Origin of the sequence: Nocardioides sp. GCM10030259, assembly GCF_042666375.1 — a bacterium.
GTDB lineage: Bacteria > Actinomycetota > Actinomycetes > Propionibacteriales > Nocardioidaceae > Nocardioides.
Genome location: NZ_JBHTDF010000023.1, coordinates 72,487 through 87,651 on the forward strand (window position 1 = coordinate 72,487; position 15,165 = coordinate 87,651).

Below are 15,165 nucleotides of genomic sequence, written 5' to 3' on the forward strand. Positions count from 1 at the left end.
CCGATTCTGGACGCCGCGCGCAGCTTGCGGCCGATGCGCGCGCGTCATCCTGCGCGTTTGCGCGCAATCCTCGACAGCCCGCGAGGCCGAGCGCGTTACTGAGCGCGTGAGCCAGACCAGCACGGAGATCTCGGGACAGCCCGCCGCCTGGACCCAGGCCGCCCGCGACGGAGCCGGCGCGACCGTGCCGCCGGCAGGGTCGTCGGTCCTCGTGATCGGCTGCGGCACGTCCGCGTTCGTCGCCCACGCGATGGCCCGGCTCCGCGAGGAGCGCGGGCTCGGCGCGACGGACTGGGCCTACGCGTCGGAGATGCCCGTGGGCCGGCGCTACGACCACCTGGTCGCCATCACCCGCTCGGGCACGACGACCGAGATCCTGCAGGCGTTGGCGACCGGCGCCGGCACGCGCACCACCTGCGTGACCGCGGTCCCGGGGACGCCGGTGCCCGACGCGTGCGACGTCGTCGTCGACCTCTCGTACGCCGACGAGACGTCGATCGTGCAGACCCGCTTCCCGACCACCGCGCTCGTGCACTGGCGGGCCGCGCTCGGCGAGGACCTCTCCGCGGTCGTCGAGGACTGCCGCGAGGCGGTGGCCGCGCCGCTGCCGGTCGACGTCGGCGGGTTCGACCACTTCGTGTTCCTCGGCCGCGGCTGGACCGTCGGACTGGCGCACGAGGCGGCCCTGAAGATGCGCGAGTGCGCCCAGGCGTGGTCGGAGAGCTACCCGGCCCTCGACTACCGGCACGGGCCGATCGCCGTCGCGGACGCGCGGACGCTCGTGGTCTCGCTCGGCGGCGTCGAGGAGGACGTGCTCGACGACGTCCGCGCCACCGGGGCGACCGTGCTCGACGAGCCCCGTGACCCGCTCGCCCGCCTGGTCACCTGCCAGCGCCTCGCGGTGGCCGCCGCGGAGCGCCGCGGCCTCGACGTGGACCACCCCCGCAACCTCACCCGCTCCGTCATCCTGTCGCCCCTGGAGGGACCCCGATGAGACGCCTGCACCGACTGACGGCCGCCGCGGCGGCCCTGACCGTCCTCGCCACGCTGTCCTCCTGCTCCTCCGACGACCCCGCCGCCGGCTCGACGAAGGTGGACGAGCTCGACCCCGACAAGGACGTCACGATCACCTGGTGGACCGGCCAGGACTCCGAGGCCAACGCGCTGCTGCAGGATCTCGTCGACGACTACACCGCGGAGCACCCGAACGTCACCATCGAGATCTCGCCGGGCGCCGACACGACCGACGACCTGCTCCAGAAGCTGCAGGCGGGCTTCGCCGCCGACGAGTACCCCGACATCTCCTACACCTACGGCAGCTGGGCCTCCGTGCTCGGCACGTCCGGCCGCACGCTCGACATCTCCGAGCACGTCGAGGCGGCCGACTCCGGCTGGGAGGAGTTCCCGGAGGCCGCCCGGGCGACCGCGACCGTCGAGGACGAGGTCATCGGCTTCCCCGCCGTCGTCGACAACCTCGGGCTGATCTACAACAAGCAGCTCTTCGACGAGGCCGGCCTCGACTACCCGACCGAGGACTGGACCTGGGACGACTTCCGGACCGCCGCGGCGGAGCTCACCGACCCCGCGCGCAACCAGTTCGGCACGGCGTACCCCACCGACGGCGGCGAGGACACGGTGTGGCGCTTCTGGCCGCACGTGTGGCAGAACGGCGGCGACGTCCTCGACGAGGACGGCCAGCCCGCCTTCGACTCGGAGGCCGGCGTGGAGGCGCTGGAGTACTGGCGGACGCTCGCGGTCGACGACGAGAGCGTCTACCTCGACCAGACCGACCAGAAGTTCGAGCCGAACTTCTACGCCGGCCACATCGGGATGCTGATCAGCGGCCCGTGGACGCTCTACGACCTCAAGGCGCACGAGACGCCGTACGGCGTGAGCGTGCTGCCCGCCACCGACGGCAGCCACCAGACGATCTCCGGCCCGGACCTCTGGACCCTGTTCGACCACGGGGACGCCCAGCGGGCGGCCGCGTCGTACGACTTCATCAACTGGCTGACCCAGCCCGAGCAGGACGTGCGCTGGAACCTCGCCTACGGCAACCTGCCGCTGCGCAGCAGCGCCGCCGAGACGCCCGAGTTCGAGCAGTACGTCGAGGACTACCCCGGCGCCGACGTCTTCTTCGAGAACCTCCAGAACGCCACCACGCCGCGCCCCACGGTGGTCGGGTACGCCGCGCTGTCCCGGGCGGTCGGCACCGCGATCAGCGACGTGCTCCGCGGCGAGGGCGATCCGCAGGAGGCGCTCGAGGAAGCCGCCGAGGCCGCGGCGCTCGACCTGCAGTAGTGACTGCCACGCAGGTCCGGAGCCCGGACGAGGTGCCGACGCGCCGCGTCGGCCGGCGTACGCCGGGCCCGCGCGCGCCGCGTCCGCACCTCACGTGGCGCGAGCACCTCACCGGGTGGGGGTTCGTGCTGCCGGCGTCGGTCATCGTGATCGGGCTGTCGGTGTTCCCCGCGGGCTGGGCGTTCCTGATCAGCCGGCAGAAGACCGACCTGATCTCCCCGCCCCAGCCGGTGGGCTGGGACAACTACCGCCTGATCCTCGAGGACCCCAACGCGGCGGCCGCCGCCCGGCACACGCTGCTCTTCGCGGCGCTCTTCGTGCCGACGTCGATCCTGCTCGGGATGCTGCTGGCCATCGCGCTCAACCGGCCGCTGCGCCTGCAGTGGTTCTACCGGACCTGCATCTTCGTGCCGTTCGTGGCCTCGGCCGCGGCGACCGGCATCCTGGCGAACTTCGTCTTCGACCCCGCGTTCGGGCTCGCCAACAACCTGCTGCGCGTCCTCGGCCTGCCCAGACAGGGGTTCCTCGAGGACCCGAACCAGGCCCTCGCCGTCCTGGTCCTGATCGCGCTCTGGGGCGGGACCGGCTTCAACGTCGTCATCTACCTGGCGGCGCTGCAGAACATCCCGGAGGACGTCGTGGAGGCCGCGATCGTGGACGGCGCCGGGCCGGTATCGGTGTTCCGCTACGTCACGCTCCCCGAGATGGCACCCGTCACGGTGTTCGTCGCGATCTGGCAGACGATCATCGCGCTCCAGCTCTTCGACATCGTCTACACGACCACCAAGGGCCAACCCGGCGATGCGACGGTCACGATCGTCTACTACCTCTACCGCCAGGCGTTCGAGCTCTTCCGGGCCGGCTACGGCTCGGCGCTCGCCTACTGCGTCTTCGCGGTGACCATGCTCTGCACCGGTCTGCTCATCTGGTACGCGCGGCGTACCGGGACGGAGGCGTTCTGATGGCCGTCGTACGCCGCCGACGGGTGCTGCCGTTCTCGGGCTGGCACCTGCTGCTGATGCCGACCGCGCTGATCTTCGCGCTGCCGCTGGCCTGGATGGTCCTCACGTCGTTCATGCCGACCGGGGACATCGACCGCTTCCCGCCGCGGTTCTGGCCGAGCCGGATCTCCTTCGCCGGCTACAGCGGGCTCTTCGAGCACTCCGACATCCTGCGCTGGCTGCTCAACACGGTGATCGTGGCGTCCGTCGCGGTCGTCTCGCACCTGATCCTCTGCAGCCTGGCGGGCTACGGGTTCGCCCGGCTGAGGTTCGCCGGTCGCGGCACCACCTTCTTCGTGCTGGTCGCGACGATCATGGTCCCGATCCAGCTGCTGATGATCCCGACGTTCGTGATGTTCAGCCGGCTGAACCTGATCAACAGCCTCGGGGCCGCGATCGTGCCGTGGCTGGCGAGTGCCTTCGGCATCTTCCTGATGCGTCAGTTCTTCCTCAGCCTGCCGGTCGAGCTGGAGGAGGCGGCGCTGCTCGACGGCTGCAGCCGGCTCCAGGTCTTCCTGCGCGTCGTGCTGCCGCTGGCGAAGCCCGCGCTCGCCACCCTGGCGATCTTCACGCTGCTCGGCTCGTGGAACGACCTGGTCTGGCCGCTGGTGGCGATCAGCAACCAGGACTCGTTCACGCTCCAGCTCGGGCTGGCGACCTTCCAGGGCATGCGGCGCACCGAGTGGCAGCTGCTGATGGCGGGCAACGTCGTCGCCACGCTGCCGCTGCTGATCGGGTTCCTCCTCGCCCAGAAGCACTTCGTCGCGACGATGAGCTTCACGGGCCTGAAGGGCTGATCCGCGACACGTCGCCGGCCGTCGGCGCGTGCGCGTTGGCCGTGCCCGCCGCGCCGGCGCGCTCCAGGGCCACGCCGAGCGGCTCCTCCTGCGACAGCGCCAGGACCAGCGCCGCCAGGAACGCGTCGCCGCTCCCGGTCGGGTGAGGGCCGAGCGGACCGGCCTCGACCCGCACCGGCGTCCGCGACTCGTCGACGGCGACGGCGCCGTCCGCCCCGCAGGTCACCACGACGACAGGGCAGTCGGCGTACGACGCCAGCCCGGCGCAGAGGCGCTCCGCGTCGGTGTCCCGCGGGCGGCCGAGCAGGCCGGCCGCCTCGTCGCGGTTGACCTTGAGCACCCGCAGCGGCAACGCTTGCGCGAGCGCCTCCGCCACCACTGAACCGTGGGCGTCCAGCGCGACCGGCCGGTGCCGGGCTGCGGCGCCCACGAGCAGCGCCAGGTCGCCGGCGCCGATCCCGGGCGGCGCCGAGCCCGAGACCACGGTCCAGGCTGCCTCGGCGGCCGCCTCCCGGCCGACGAGCTCCGCCCAGGCTTCGTGGCCGGGGGCCGCCGAAGGCTCGTAGAGCTCGGTCGGGGCAGGTTCGCCGAGCACAGTGACGCAGAGCCGGGTCTCGCCCCGGTCGGCCTCCACCAGGTCGAGGTCGAGGCCCTCGGCCTTGGCGGCCTCGGCGTACCACCGCCCGGTCGGGCCGGCCACGACCGCGGCGAGCACGCTCCGCCCGCCGAGCGCGGTCACGACGCGCGCCACGTTGGCGGCCTTGCCGCCGGCCCGGCGGTGCACGGTGGTGGGCCGGTTCACCCCGCCGAGCCGGAGGGGTCCGTCGGCGAGCGCCTCGTAGGTGATGTCGACGGCCGGGCTGAGCGCGACGCAGCGGATCGGGCTCACGGGAGCCGCCCGACCGCGCGCAGCAGCTCCTCCCGCGTCGGCTGGGCGGCGGTGCCGCCGACGCCCTGGGTCGACGCAGTGCCTGCCGCGACCGCCCAGCGCAGCGCGACCTCGGGTGGCAGGCCTTCGAGCCGCGCGGCTACCCACCCGGCGTCGAAGGTGTCGCCGGCTCCGGTGGTGTCGACGGGCGTCACCGCCAGCGCCTGCTGGCGCAGCTCGCCGTCAGCACCGACGACCACGCCGCCCAGCGGCCCGGCCTTCACGACGACGTCCACGCCGCGGGCGGCCACGATCCTGGCGGCCTCGAGCCAGTCGTCGGCCGGGTGGCCGAGCGCCGCGGCCCAGTGCAGCACCTCGCCGTCGTTGGGCAGCACCGTGCGCGCGGCGTCCAGTAGGTCGGGCAGGTCCTCCCACGCACGCCGGGGGTCGTCGTTGGTGTCGACCGTGCTCGACGCCGCCGCGGCCAGGAGCCGTGGGAGCTCGGGACGCAGCCCCGTGACGAGGTACGGCGACGCGACGTGCACGTGCCGGGCGGCCTCCAGCAGGCCGGCGGGCACATCGGCGGCAGTGAGGCTGTCGATCGCGCCCGGGTGCGTGAGGATCGCGCGGGAGTCGGCGGCGAGCACCACGCTGAGGCCGGTGCCGACCGCGGTACGCCGTACGACGTGCTCGGTCGCGACGCCGTGCTGCTCCAGGAGGTCGAGCGTGAGGTCGCCGAAGGCGTCCGTGCCGATGGCCGCCACCAGCGCGACGTCGACGCCCAGGCGTGCCAGGCCGGCGGCCATGATCGCCCCGGAGCCCCCGAGCGTCACGTCGGCGGAGTCGAGCAGCTGCTCGGCCTGCCCGAAGCGCGGGACGACGTCGCCGCGGAGGACCAGGTCGGGGTTGGCGTCGCCGAGGACGACCACGTCGTGACTCACGTGGGCATTCTGGCGTCTCGGCCCGCGGCGCAGGGCGAACGCGCAGCACCGGGTGCGTCGTCAGCCGGTCTGCGGGCGCCCGCCGACCCGCTTGGCGTAGTACACGCGGGCGGCACGACCGTCCGCGTCGCGGTGCGTCTCGACGTACCCGTGGGTCTCGTAGATCCGCTGGTTCTCGACCATCGTCACGTGCGTGTAGAGGCGCACCTCGTCGAGGCCGAGCGCGCGGGCCCGCTCCTCCGCCACGAGCATCAGCGCCCGACCGGTCCCCCTGCCCTGGTGGCCCGGATCGACCGCCACGTTGTCGAGGAGCAGGTGGTCCGTCGTCGGGCACAGCACGATCATCGCGATCATCGCACCGTCCGGACCGTCGACGACCCAGCACTCGTCCTGCTCCACGGCGAGCACGTAGTCCGCGTCCATGGGTCCGGGGCGCATCTCCATGCGGTCGAGGTACGGCGCGTAGGCCCGCTGCGCCAGGTCGGCCATGGCTGCTGCGTCCGCCGGTCCGGCCCGGCGGATCGGGACGAGGGGGTCTTCCGGCGCGCGATGCATGCTCGACCCTGTCACATGGGCACCATGGACCGCGTGACCCGCCTCCTCGCCGTCCTGGCCGCCGTCGCCTGCGCGATCGCCATCGCGCCGGCCCATGCCGCGGCCGCGAAGCCCCGCTTCAAGCCGGAGAAGCACCTCAACGAGCTGCACTGCGACGCCGGCCGCGCCGACGGCCGCATCGACCGGCACACGCGGTCGGCGATCGTCAGGTTCCAGTCCCGGGTGGGCATCCGGCAGACCGGGCAGCTCGACGAGCGCACCCGCAAGCGCCTGCGCGCCGACGACGCACCGCGCTGCGACCGCCGCCCGGTGCCGCGGGGCACCGGGCAGGGTCGCCGGATCGTCGTGTCCCAGGCGCAGAACTGGGTCTGGCTCGTCGACCGGCGCGGCAAGGTCGTCGCCCAGGGCGGCATGGTCGACAACGCATCGGTGCTGCGCAAGGGCTCGTGGGGCACCGGCTCCTACTGCGGGCGCCCGGCGCGGGTCCGGCTCAACCAGAGCGGTGCGGTGTGGATGGACGACTTCGTGCGGTTCGCGCCGTGCGGCATCGGCTTCCACCGGATCCCGCGCTACCAGTCGACGGGTCGGCAGATGCACCCCGACTGGTACCTCGGCACCAACCTCGACGTCTCCCACGGCTGCGTCCGGCTGTCGGCGGGGCTGGCCCGCACTCTGTGGAACTGGACCGCCGGCACCTACACCCGCGTGCGCGTCGTCTAGCTGGCTCCCCGGGAATCCGGCGCCGCCCGGAAATCCACTCCCGACTCGTCGCCGTCCTCTGGTTGGGTGGTTCCGAGGAGGGGCCATGGACATGCTCGACTTCCCCGACGCCGCGGCCTGGGAGGCGTGGCTGGAGGCGCATCACGACGCGACGCCCGAGGCGTGGCTGCGGATCGCCCGGAAGGGCTCGGGTCTCGCGACCATCTCGATCTCGGACGCGCTCGACGGCGCGCTCTGCTTCGGCTGGATCGACGGGCAGCGGAGGTCGCTCGACGACGTGTCGTTCCTCCAGCGCTACTGCCCGCGGCGTGCCCGGAGCACGTGGTCGCAGGTGAACGTCGAGAAGGTCGCCGCGCTCGAGGCCGCCGGCCGGATGCGTCCTGCCGGTCGCGCGCAGGTCGAGGCGGCCCGGGCCGACGGGCGGTGGGACGCGGCGTACGAGCGGCAGGCCACCGCCGACGTGCCGGCGGACCTGGCCGCGGCCCTCGACGCCGACCCGGTCGCCGGGGCCGCCTTCGCGGCGCTCGGCCGCACCGACCGGTACGCCGTGATGCTGCCGGTGCTGCGCGCCACGACCGAGAAGCGGGAGGCCGCCGTACGCCGTCAGGTCGAGCAGCTGCGCAACGGCTCCTGAGGCTCGTTCGGCCCCCGAGGTACTTCCGCCGAGCGTCGGCGCTCCTCTGCGGTAATCCCGCTCGACGCGGGTCCGGTACGGGAGGAATCGGGTTTCCCATGGACGTCGCCAGCAGCCACCACAGGTCGGTCACCGCCCTCTCCAGCCGCCGGCCGCGGCTGACGATCGTCGAGCAGCACACCGCCTTCGCCGACGCCCTCGAGGGCAGCCTCTGGGGGAGGTTCAAGGTGCGGAAGGTCATCGTCGCGAGCACGGCGACCGCTGCCGGCGTCGTCACCGCGACCCGCGCGACGAACCCGGACCTCACCCTGGTGACGACCAGGCTCGGGCCGTACATCAGCGGCGAGGCGGTCATCGACGGCCTGGCCCGCACGGGGCACACCGTCGTCGCGCTCTGCCCGAGCAGCGCCGAGGCTGATCCCGTCCGGTGGGGGCGCTGCCTCGGCGCGGGCGCGATCGGCGTCCTCTCCCAGAGCTGCGGCCTCGCGACGCTCCACGAGGCGCTCGACCGTGCCTGCGTCGGCGAGTCGCACCTCGACCGGGCGCAGGCGGACCGGCTGCTCGCGGCCGCGCGCCGCGACGACGCCGACCACTGGTCCGCCCGGACCCGCCTCGCCTCGCTGACACCCCGCGAGCGCGAGGTCATGACCCACCTGATGGGCGGTCTGTGCACCGCCGAGATCGCCCGGAGGGCCGTCGTGTCGGAGGCGACCGTGCGCACGCAGATCAAGTCCGTCCTCACCAAGCTCGGTGTCCGCAGCCAGCTCGCCGCCGTGGCGGTGGCCCGCCAGGCCGGCTGGTCCGCCCCCGCCGAGCACTGGCTGTCGGTCGCCAGCTGACGGCACGGGTCACCGCATCCGGGCGGCCACCACCGTCACGTCGTCGCGGAGCCGGCCGTCGGCCAGCGCGGCCACGCCACGCACCAGCTCGTCCAGCGGGCCAGGCGCCAGCTCCACGGCGCACTCGCGGAGCCGCTCCATCCCGACGTCGATGTCGCGGTCCCGCGACTCGACGACGCCGTCGGTCACCAGGACGACGATGCTGCCCGCTTCCAGCGCGACGCGGTCGGTCGCACGCTCGGCCGGTGACGGTACGCCGAGGGGCGTGCCGGGCTCCTGACCGACCATCGTCGTCGTCGCGTCGGGGTGCACCACCACGGTCGGCAGGTGTCCGGCGCTGCCCACCTCGATCGTGCCGGCGAGCGGGTCCAGCCGCACGACGGCTGCGGTCACGAACGCGTCCGGCGCGGCGCGCGACACCATCTGGTCGGCGGCGTGCAGCAGGGCCGCCGGCGCCGACTCCACCGTGAGCAGGCCCCGGATGCCCGCACGGAGGTGGATCATCGAGGCCGCGGCGCGGACTCCTCGACCCATGACGTCGCCGACCACCAGGACCAGTCCCCCGCCGGGCGTCTCGATCGCGTCGTACCAGTCGCCGCCCACGTGCTCGAGGTCGTCGCCGCCGGGCGCGTAGTACGCCGCGATCTCGAAGCGGTCGTGGTCGGGCAGCGGGCTCGCCGCGAGGCTGTACTGCAGCTCGTCCGAGATCTCCATCGACCGCCGCAGGAGGTCCGCGCGCTCCGCGGCGATCCAGTGCTGCGAGGTCAGCGTGTCGATCAGCTGGGCGTCCTCGGTCGACGGCTCGTGCGGACCCACCAGGTCGCGGACCCGCTCGAGGCTGCGGGCGTGCACCGCCGCCACCTCCTCGGGCGACGACGCCTGGGCGAAGTCCGCCGTGACCTCCTGGAGCAGCTGGGCCCGCCTCGCCGCGCCCTCCTGCCGGCGCTCGAGCTCGATCCGGTCGGTGACGTCGCGGACGCAGCCGATGGTGCCCGCGGGCGTCCCGTCATCACGGGCCAGGACCCGCCCGTGCGCCTCGATCCAGCGCACGGTGCCGTCGGGCCGCACGATCCGATTGCGCAGCACGTACGCCGAGCAGTCCTCCATCGCGGCAGCGACGATCGCCAGCGCCTGCTCCCGGTCGTCGGGGTAGATGCTCCCGACCCAGGTGTCCCAGCTGCCGTCGAACTCCTCCGCCGTCAGGCCGTAGATGCGCAGCAGCTGCTCGTCCCAGACGTTCGAGTCGTCGTCGGCGTTCCAGTGCCACGTGCCGAGCTCGGCGGCCTCGTGGGCCAGCCGAAGTCGGATCTCCTCGGTGAACGGCACATTTCATTGTGGCGACGGTGTGGGGCTCCTCGACACCGAAATCACCAAGACTTGAGCATTTCGAAAAGTCAGCCTCCGCCGAGGCCCGCGTCGCGGGCGCGGATGATCGCCTCGGCCCGGTCGGTGGCCTGCAGCTTGGCGAGGATGTTGGAGACGTTGTTGCGGACGGTCTTCGGCGCCAGGTAGAGGGCGGACGCGATCTGCGCGTTGTTCCTGCCGGCCGCGATCAGGTCGAGGATCTCGACCTCGCGCTCGGTGAGCTGCGGGAACGCGGACCGGTCCGGCGCCGCCGTACCCGACAGCAGGTCGGCGATCCGCAGCGCCAGCGAGGCGCCGAAGACGAGTCCGCCGGCCTGCACGGTCGAGATCGCGCGGGCGACCTCGTCCTGGCTGGCGCCCTTGACGAGGTAGCCACGGGCGCCGGCACGCATCGCCGCCAGGACCGTGCCGTCCTCCTCGCCCATCGTGAAGACCAGCACGCGTACCTCCGGCTGCGTCTCGGTCAGCTGGCGGGTCGCGTCGATCCCGTTCATCACGGGCATCTGCAGGTCCATCACGACGACGTCGGGCCGGTGCTCGGCCGCGAGCGCGACCGCCTCGGCGCCGTCGCCTGCCGTGGCGACGACCGTGACGTCGGGCTGGGTGCCGAGCAGCGACGCCAGCCCGTCGCGGAAGACCGGGTGGTCGTCGGCGATCAGCACGCGGACGGTCTCGGACATCTAGTTCTCCTCGGCGCGGGTGGGGGTGGTCGGCAGCCAGGCGCGGACGAGCGTGCCGCCGGCGGTCGGGCAGGTGATCTCCGTGCGTCCGCCGAGCTCCTCGGCGCGCTCACGGATCGACCGCAGCCCGACGCCGGCCGCGACGTCGGGGTCGATGCCCGTCCCGTCGTCGGCGACCTCGACGAGCAGCGCGCGGCCGCCGCCCACCAGGCGGATCGCGGCGTGGCGGGCGCCGGCGTGGCGGGCGGTGTTGGTGAGCGCCTCCGAGGCGATCCGGTACGCCGCCACCTCGACCGCCGCCGACAGCGCCGGCACGTCCTCGGCGTCGACGGTGACGGCGAGCGACGAGGAGCTCAACCGCTCGGCCTGCTGGTCGAGGGCCGCGAGCAGCCCCAGGTCGTCGAGGGCGGGCGGCCGCAGCCCGTGCACGAGGCGGCGGACGTCGGCGAGCGCGTCGGTGATGTCCTGCCGCGACTGGGCGACCAGCCGCCGAGTGGTCCCGGGGTCGCGGTCCAGCGCGTTGCCGGCCGCGTCGAGCCGCATCGCGACCCCGCCGAGCACCGGGCCGAGCCCGTCGTGCAGGTCGCGGCGGATCCGGCGCCGGTCCTCCTCGCGGGCCAGCACCAGCTGCTCGCGGGAGTGCTGGAGGTCGTCGGCCAGCCGGGCGCTGCGCACCGCCATCGCCGCCTGCCGCACGATGTCGAAGAGCAGCGCCTGGTCGCGGCCGGACAGCATCGACCGCACCCCGCGGGCGGGCAGCTCGAGCCGGCCGACCTCCTCCTCGCCGTACCGGATCGGCACGTCCCGTACGTCGCGCGGGCGGTCGCCGTACGTCGCGGTGATGGTGCCGCCGCCGTGGCCGAAGACCTCGACCCGCACGTAGTCGAGCTTGAACGCCGCCGCCACCGCCTGCGCGAGCGCGGGCAGCTGGGTGCGCACGTCGCCCGACTGCTCCAGCCGGGCCGCGAGCTCGGTGACGACGGAGTAGCGGTCGCCGCGGCGGCCGACGAGCGCCCGCCGTACCAGCGCGGTGATCCGGCTGCGCACCGGCGCGTAGATCGTCACGGCGACCAGGAGCAGCAGGAGGGTCACGTCGCGCTCGTCGAGACGGTCGCCGAGCAGCCCGTCGAGCAGCGCGACCAGGACCAGGTCGACCGCGATGACGGTGCCGGCGACGGTGGCCCAGACGATCGTCCCGCCCATGAGGGCGTCGACGTCGCGGACCTCGGGGTCGAGGATGCCGATCGCGATCGAGGCGCCGGTGACGCCGAGCGCCACGGTCAGCGCGATCGTCGGGATCCAGCCGTTGTGCAGCCACAGCGCGATGCCGCTCATGACCACGCACATCACCGCCGCCCAGACCAGCCAGCGCAGCTGCATCCGCTCGCGGCCGCTGGCGCGGCGCTGCCGGGCGAAGACCACCACGACGGCCAGCGGGAGCGACAGCAGCGTGAGCAGCCGGCTGACGGTCAACAGGCCGACGAAGAGGTCGCCGGGCAGCGGGACCTCCGGCATCCCGGTGTCCATCGGCATGTCGAAGCCGTCCGCCGTCAGGGCCGACACGGGGGCGAAGAGCAGTAGCACCGGCATCGTGCAGGCCATGACGACGACCACGATGCTGACGACCCGCCACCGGCCGGTCATCAGCCGGCCGGTCGGGTAGAGAACCAGCACCAGCGGCAGCCCGACGAGCAGGAACGCCCCCAGCTGCGCGACCACCCACACCGCGAACCCGGTGAGCGGCGGGTACGGCGTCTGCGCCATGCCGTACGCCGCCCACGACTCGCAGAGGGCGTCGAACGACCAGAGCAGCCCGGTCGCGGTGATCACCCACGCGACCCGGTGGCGTGGATACCTCCACAGCACCGGGAGCTGGGTCGCCGTCGCGATGGCGCCGATCGACACCGAGAGCGTGCCCCAGCCCATCATCGCCCGCTCGCGGTCCGCGGCGTCGTTGACGACGTCGAGCCAGACGCAGGCCACGACCATCAGCAGCGTCACGGTCGCGATGACGACGACGGGCACGAGTCCGGGAGCCCGCTCGCGCCCCCTGACAACGGGGTTCACGTCAGCAGTATCAGGTGTCTCCCGTCCCGCCGTCCCGGGATCAGGGTCCCGCGCCCACGGGACACCGGCGAGGGACCGAGCGAGGGACGCCGCTCCCTGCCGCCCGGGGCGCCCGCCCCGGGAGTGTTCCGGTCATCGGCGGCGCGGTGCCGCCCCCACTTCACCAGGAGACCCGATGACCATCGAGCAGACCCCGGCCCCGGCCCGGTCCGACGTACGCCGCGTTCCCGCCGGCGCCACCACGCCCACCCGTCCCTACTACAAGCGCGGCATGCTGCTCACGGCCGGTGCCCTCGCCTGGGCCGCCGGAATGGTCGTGCTCGGCTCCGACCCGTCCGGCGCCACCGAGGAGGCGGTCTACTCCACCGTCTCGGGCCTCTTCCAGCTCGGCGTGATGGCCCTGCTGACCGTGCTCTGGCAGACCAAGGCCCTCGGCGAGGGCCGGCTGGCCAGGTTCTTCCTCCGCCTCGAGGCCGTCGTGCTGACGCTCGCGATCGGCTCGACCTTCGTCGACGGCATCGGGGTCTCGGACCTGGACCAGACGGGCTGGCTGCTGCTCGACCTGTGCTGGCCGCTGTCGATGATGGGCATGTTCTTCATCGGCATCCGGATCGCGATCGCCGGACGCTGGACGGGCGTGTCCCGCTTCTGGCCGCTGGTCGCGGAGAGCTGGGCGGTCGTGACGGTGCCGGCGTACGGCATCTTCGGCAGCACCGTCGCCGGCTACATCGGCGCCGCCCACCTCTGCATCGGGTACGCCGTCCTCGGCCAGATCGTGGCGCGCAAAGAGGCCTGATCCCCCGTCGAGACACCCTCAATGGCCCCTGGGAGCACCTCCCGGGGGCCATCTGGGGTGTCTCGACGAGCTAGGCGTCCGTCCGCTCGGCCTCCTGTCGCTGGCCGAGCCGCGAGTGGCGGCGGCCGTAGGCGAAGTAGACGACGAAGCCGAGGGCCATCCAGATCAGGAACCGCTCCCAGGTCTCGCCGGTGAGGTTGAGCATCAGGTAGAGGCACATCAGCACCGACAGCGTGGCCACGACATAGACCGCGGGGGTGCGGAAGGCGCGCGGGAGGTCGGGGCGGGTGCGCCGCAGCACGACGACGGCGATGCTGACCAGGATGAACGCGAAGAGCGTGCCGATGTTGACCAGGTTCGCCAGGGTCGACAGGTCGACGAAGCCGGCGATGGCGGCGACGACCACGCCGGTGATGGCCGTGATCCGGTACGGCGTGCCGTAGGTCGGGTGCACCCTCGAGATCCAGCGCGGCAGCAGGCCGTCGCGGCCCATCGCGAACGCGACCCGGCACTGGCCCAGCATCAGGATCATCGCGACCACGACCAGCCCGATGCAGGCGCCGACCGAGATCAGGTCGCCCATCCACTCCACGCCCGCGGCGTTGAACGCCGTGGCCAGCGGCGCCGCGTCCTCGGGATCGATCTCGTCGTACGGCTGGATGCCGGTCACGACCAGGCTGACCGCGGCGTACAGGATCGTGACGATCGCGAGCGAGCCGAGGATGCCGATGGGCACGTCGCGCTGCGGGTTCTTCGCCTCCTCCGCCGTGGTGGCGACGATGTCGAACCCGATGAACGCGAAGAACACGATCGCCGCGCCGGCGACCACCCCGGCGAACCCGAAGACCGCGGGCTCGATGCCGAACAGCGTGGTGATCAATGGCAGCTGGCGGAAGCCGCCCTCACCCTCGGGCACGGGCTGCGACTCCGGGATGAACGGCACCCAGTTGTCGGGGTCGATGTAGGCGACGCCCACGACGATGACGGTTGCGACGACGGCCATCTTGATCGCGACGACCACCTGGTTGAACCGGCTCGAGAACTTCGTGCCGCGGATCAGCATCGCCATCACGACCAGGGCGATCACGACCGCCGGCAGGTCGATGGTGCCGCCGGAGGCGGACCCCAGCGAGGCCGGGATCTCGAACGCGGTGCCGTCGAGCAGCTCCTGCAGGTAGCCCGAGAAGCTGACCGACAGGGCCGCGGCGCCGATCGTGAACTCCAGCACCAGGTCCCAGCCGATGATCCAGGCGATGAGCTCGCCGAGCGTCGCGTAGCTGAAGGTGTACGCCGAGCCCGCGACCGGGACGGTCGAGGCGAACTCGGCGTAGCAGAGGGCGGCCAGGCCGCAGGCGATCGCGGCGATGAGGAAGCTCAGCGCGAGGGCGGGGCCGGAGTTGGAGGCCGCCACCGTGCCGGTCAGGACGAAGATGCCGGCACCGATGATGACGCCGACGCCGAAGACCATCAGGTCGAGGGCGCCGAGGTCCTTGCGGAGCTTGTGGTCAGGGTCGTCTGTGTCGGCGATCGACTGCTCGATCGACTTCGTCCGGAACAGGCTCATGTCCCAACACTGTCCTCTGCCTGCGAGGCCGAAACCA

The 15,165-nt window shown here is 72.9% G+C and carries 15 protein-coding genes; 8 read left to right on the plus strand and 7 right to left on the minus strand.

Features of this window, described 5'->3' with window-relative positions:
* The first annotated feature begins 106 nt into the window (after nt 1-106).
* The 4 genes from ACFQQI_RS18665 to ACFQQI_RS18680 are packed head-to-tail and all read left to right on the plus strand — an operon-like array spanning nt 107 to nt 4,099.
* A complete protein-coding gene (locus ACFQQI_RS18665) occupies nt 107-994 on the plus strand; it encodes an SIS domain-containing protein (protein WP_378566969.1) in 888 nt (295 codons plus the stop codon).
* Complete coding sequence (locus ACFQQI_RS18670) at nt 991-2,301, plus strand: ABC transporter substrate-binding protein (RefSeq protein WP_378566972.1); 1,311 nt, start codon at nt 991-993, stop codon at nt 2,299-2,301. Before ACFQQI_RS18665 ends, ACFQQI_RS18670 begins: the two co-directional genes overlap by 4 nt.
* Nucleotides 2,301-3,263, plus strand: a complete 963-nt coding sequence (locus tag ACFQQI_RS18675; RefSeq protein ID WP_378566976.1) for a carbohydrate ABC transporter permease — start codon at nt 2,301-2,303, stop codon at nt 3,261-3,263. Before ACFQQI_RS18670 ends, ACFQQI_RS18675 begins: the two co-directional genes overlap by 1 nt.
* Nucleotides 3,263-4,099 (plus strand): carbohydrate ABC transporter permease, encoded by an 837-nt coding sequence (locus ACFQQI_RS18680; RefSeq protein ID WP_378566979.1) that lies wholly within the window; start codon nt 3,263-3,265, stop codon nt 4,097-4,099. Before ACFQQI_RS18675 ends, ACFQQI_RS18680 begins: the two co-directional genes overlap by 1 nt.
* Here ACFQQI_RS18680 and ACFQQI_RS18685 read toward each other — a convergent pair.
* The 3 genes from ACFQQI_RS18685 to ACFQQI_RS18695 are packed head-to-tail and all read right to left on the minus strand — an operon-like array spanning nt 4,080 to nt 6,463.
* Nucleotides 4,080-4,988 carry a 1-phosphofructokinase family hexose kinase gene (locus ACFQQI_RS18685; protein ID WP_378566982.1) on the minus strand — a complete coding sequence of 303 codons (909 nt, stop codon included), beginning with the start codon at nt 4,986-4,988 and terminating at the stop codon, nt 4,080-4,082. The genes ACFQQI_RS18680 and ACFQQI_RS18685 overlap by 20 nt on opposite strands.
* Nucleotides 4,985-5,908, minus strand: coding sequence for a carbohydrate kinase family protein (locus ACFQQI_RS18690; protein ID WP_378566985.1), 924 nt, complete (start codon nt 5,906-5,908; stop codon nt 4,985-4,987). The genes ACFQQI_RS18685 and ACFQQI_RS18690 overlap by 4 nt, the downstream gene beginning before the upstream one ends.
* 60 nt (nt 5,909-5,968) lie before the next feature.
* Entirely contained in the window at nt 5,969-6,463 is a 495-nt protein-coding gene (locus ACFQQI_RS18695) for a GNAT family N-acetyltransferase (RefSeq protein WP_378566988.1), read from the minus strand.
* A gap of 33 nt (nt 6,464-6,496) precedes the next feature.
* Here ACFQQI_RS18695 and ACFQQI_RS18700 point away from each other — a divergent pair, with 33 nt between their 5' ends.
* The 3 genes from ACFQQI_RS18700 to ACFQQI_RS18710 all read left to right on the plus strand — a co-directional run bounded on the left by ACFQQI_RS18700 (nt 6,497) and on the right by ACFQQI_RS18710 (nt 8,656).
* Nucleotides 6,497-7,183 (plus strand): L,D-transpeptidase family protein, encoded by a 687-nt coding sequence (locus ACFQQI_RS18700; RefSeq protein ID WP_378566991.1) that lies wholly within the window; start codon nt 6,497-6,499, stop codon nt 7,181-7,183.
* 85 nt (nt 7,184-7,268) lie between these two features.
* Nucleotides 7,269-7,817, plus strand: coding sequence for a YdeI family protein (locus ACFQQI_RS18705; protein ID WP_378566994.1), 549 nt, complete (start codon nt 7,269-7,271; stop codon nt 7,815-7,817).
* A 98-nt stretch (nt 7,818-7,915) separates the two neighbouring features.
* Nucleotides 7,916-8,656 (plus strand): DNA-binding response regulator, encoded by a 741-nt coding sequence (locus ACFQQI_RS18710; RefSeq protein WP_378566997.1) that lies wholly within the window; start codon nt 7,916-7,918, stop codon nt 8,654-8,656.
* Between the two features lie 9 nt (nt 8,657-8,665).
* Here the strand turns inward: ACFQQI_RS18710 and ACFQQI_RS18715 are convergent, their stop codons facing one another.
* The 3 genes from ACFQQI_RS18715 to ACFQQI_RS18725 form a co-directional block, all read right to left on the minus strand.
* Nucleotides 8,666-9,982: a PP2C family protein-serine/threonine phosphatase gene (locus ACFQQI_RS18715; protein WP_378567000.1), complete on the minus strand. Its 1,317-nt coding sequence runs from the start codon at nt 9,980-9,982 to the stop codon at nt 8,666-8,668.
* 68 nt (nt 9,983-10,050) lie between these two features.
* A complete protein-coding gene (locus ACFQQI_RS18720) occupies nt 10,051-10,701 on the minus strand; it encodes a response regulator (protein WP_378567003.1) in 651 nt (216 codons plus the stop codon).
* The gene (locus ACFQQI_RS18725; protein ID WP_378567006.1) at nt 10,702-12,768 is read right to left on the minus strand and encodes a sensor histidine kinase; all 2,067 of its coding nucleotides are present in this window, start codon (nt 12,766-12,768) and stop codon (nt 10,702-10,704) included.
* Between the two features lie 175 nt (nt 12,769-12,943).
* Between ACFQQI_RS18725 and ACFQQI_RS18730 the strand changes: the two genes are divergently transcribed.
* Nucleotides 12,944-13,564 (plus strand): hypothetical protein, encoded by a 621-nt coding sequence (locus ACFQQI_RS18730; protein ID WP_378567009.1) that lies wholly within the window; start codon nt 12,944-12,946, stop codon nt 13,562-13,564.
* 70 nt (nt 13,565-13,634) lie between these two features.
* Here the strand turns inward: ACFQQI_RS18730 and ACFQQI_RS18735 are convergent, their stop codons facing one another.
* Nucleotides 13,635-15,128: an amino acid permease gene (locus ACFQQI_RS18735; RefSeq protein ID WP_378567012.1), complete on the minus strand. Its 1,494-nt coding sequence runs from the start codon at nt 15,126-15,128 to the stop codon at nt 13,635-13,637.
* Nucleotides 15,129-15,165 lie beyond the last annotated feature (37 nt).

Bases quoted from the DNA above. Each gene is read 5' to 3' on its own strand.
- ACFQQI_RS18730 (WP_378567009.1), top strand. From the start codon at position 12,944: ATGACCATCGAGCAGACCCCGGCCCCGGCCCGGTCCGACGTACGCCGC.
- ACFQQI_RS18670 (WP_378566972.1), top strand. From the start codon at position 991: ATGAGACGCCTGCACCGACTGACGGCCGCCGCGGCGGCCCTGACCGTC.
- ACFQQI_RS18735 (WP_378567012.1), bottom strand. From the start codon at position 15,128: ATGAGCCTGTTCCGGACGAAGTCGATCGAGCAGTCGATCGCCGACACA.
- ACFQQI_RS18680 (WP_378566979.1), top strand. From the start codon at position 3,263: ATGGCCGTCGTACGCCGCCGACGGGTGCTGCCGTTCTCGGGCTGGCAC.
- ACFQQI_RS18705 (WP_378566994.1), top strand. From the start codon at position 7,269: ATGGACATGCTCGACTTCCCCGACGCCGCGGCCTGGGAGGCGTGGCTG.
- ACFQQI_RS18720 (WP_378567003.1), bottom strand. From the start codon at position 10,701: ATGTCCGAGACCGTCCGCGTGCTGATCGCCGACGACCACCCGGTCTTC.
- ACFQQI_RS18695 (WP_378566988.1), bottom strand. From the start codon at position 6,463: ATGCATCGCGCGCCGGAAGACCCCCTCGTCCCGATCCGCCGGGCCGGA.
- ACFQQI_RS18710 (WP_378566997.1), top strand. From the start codon at position 7,916: ATGGACGTCGCCAGCAGCCACCACAGGTCGGTCACCGCCCTCTCCAGC.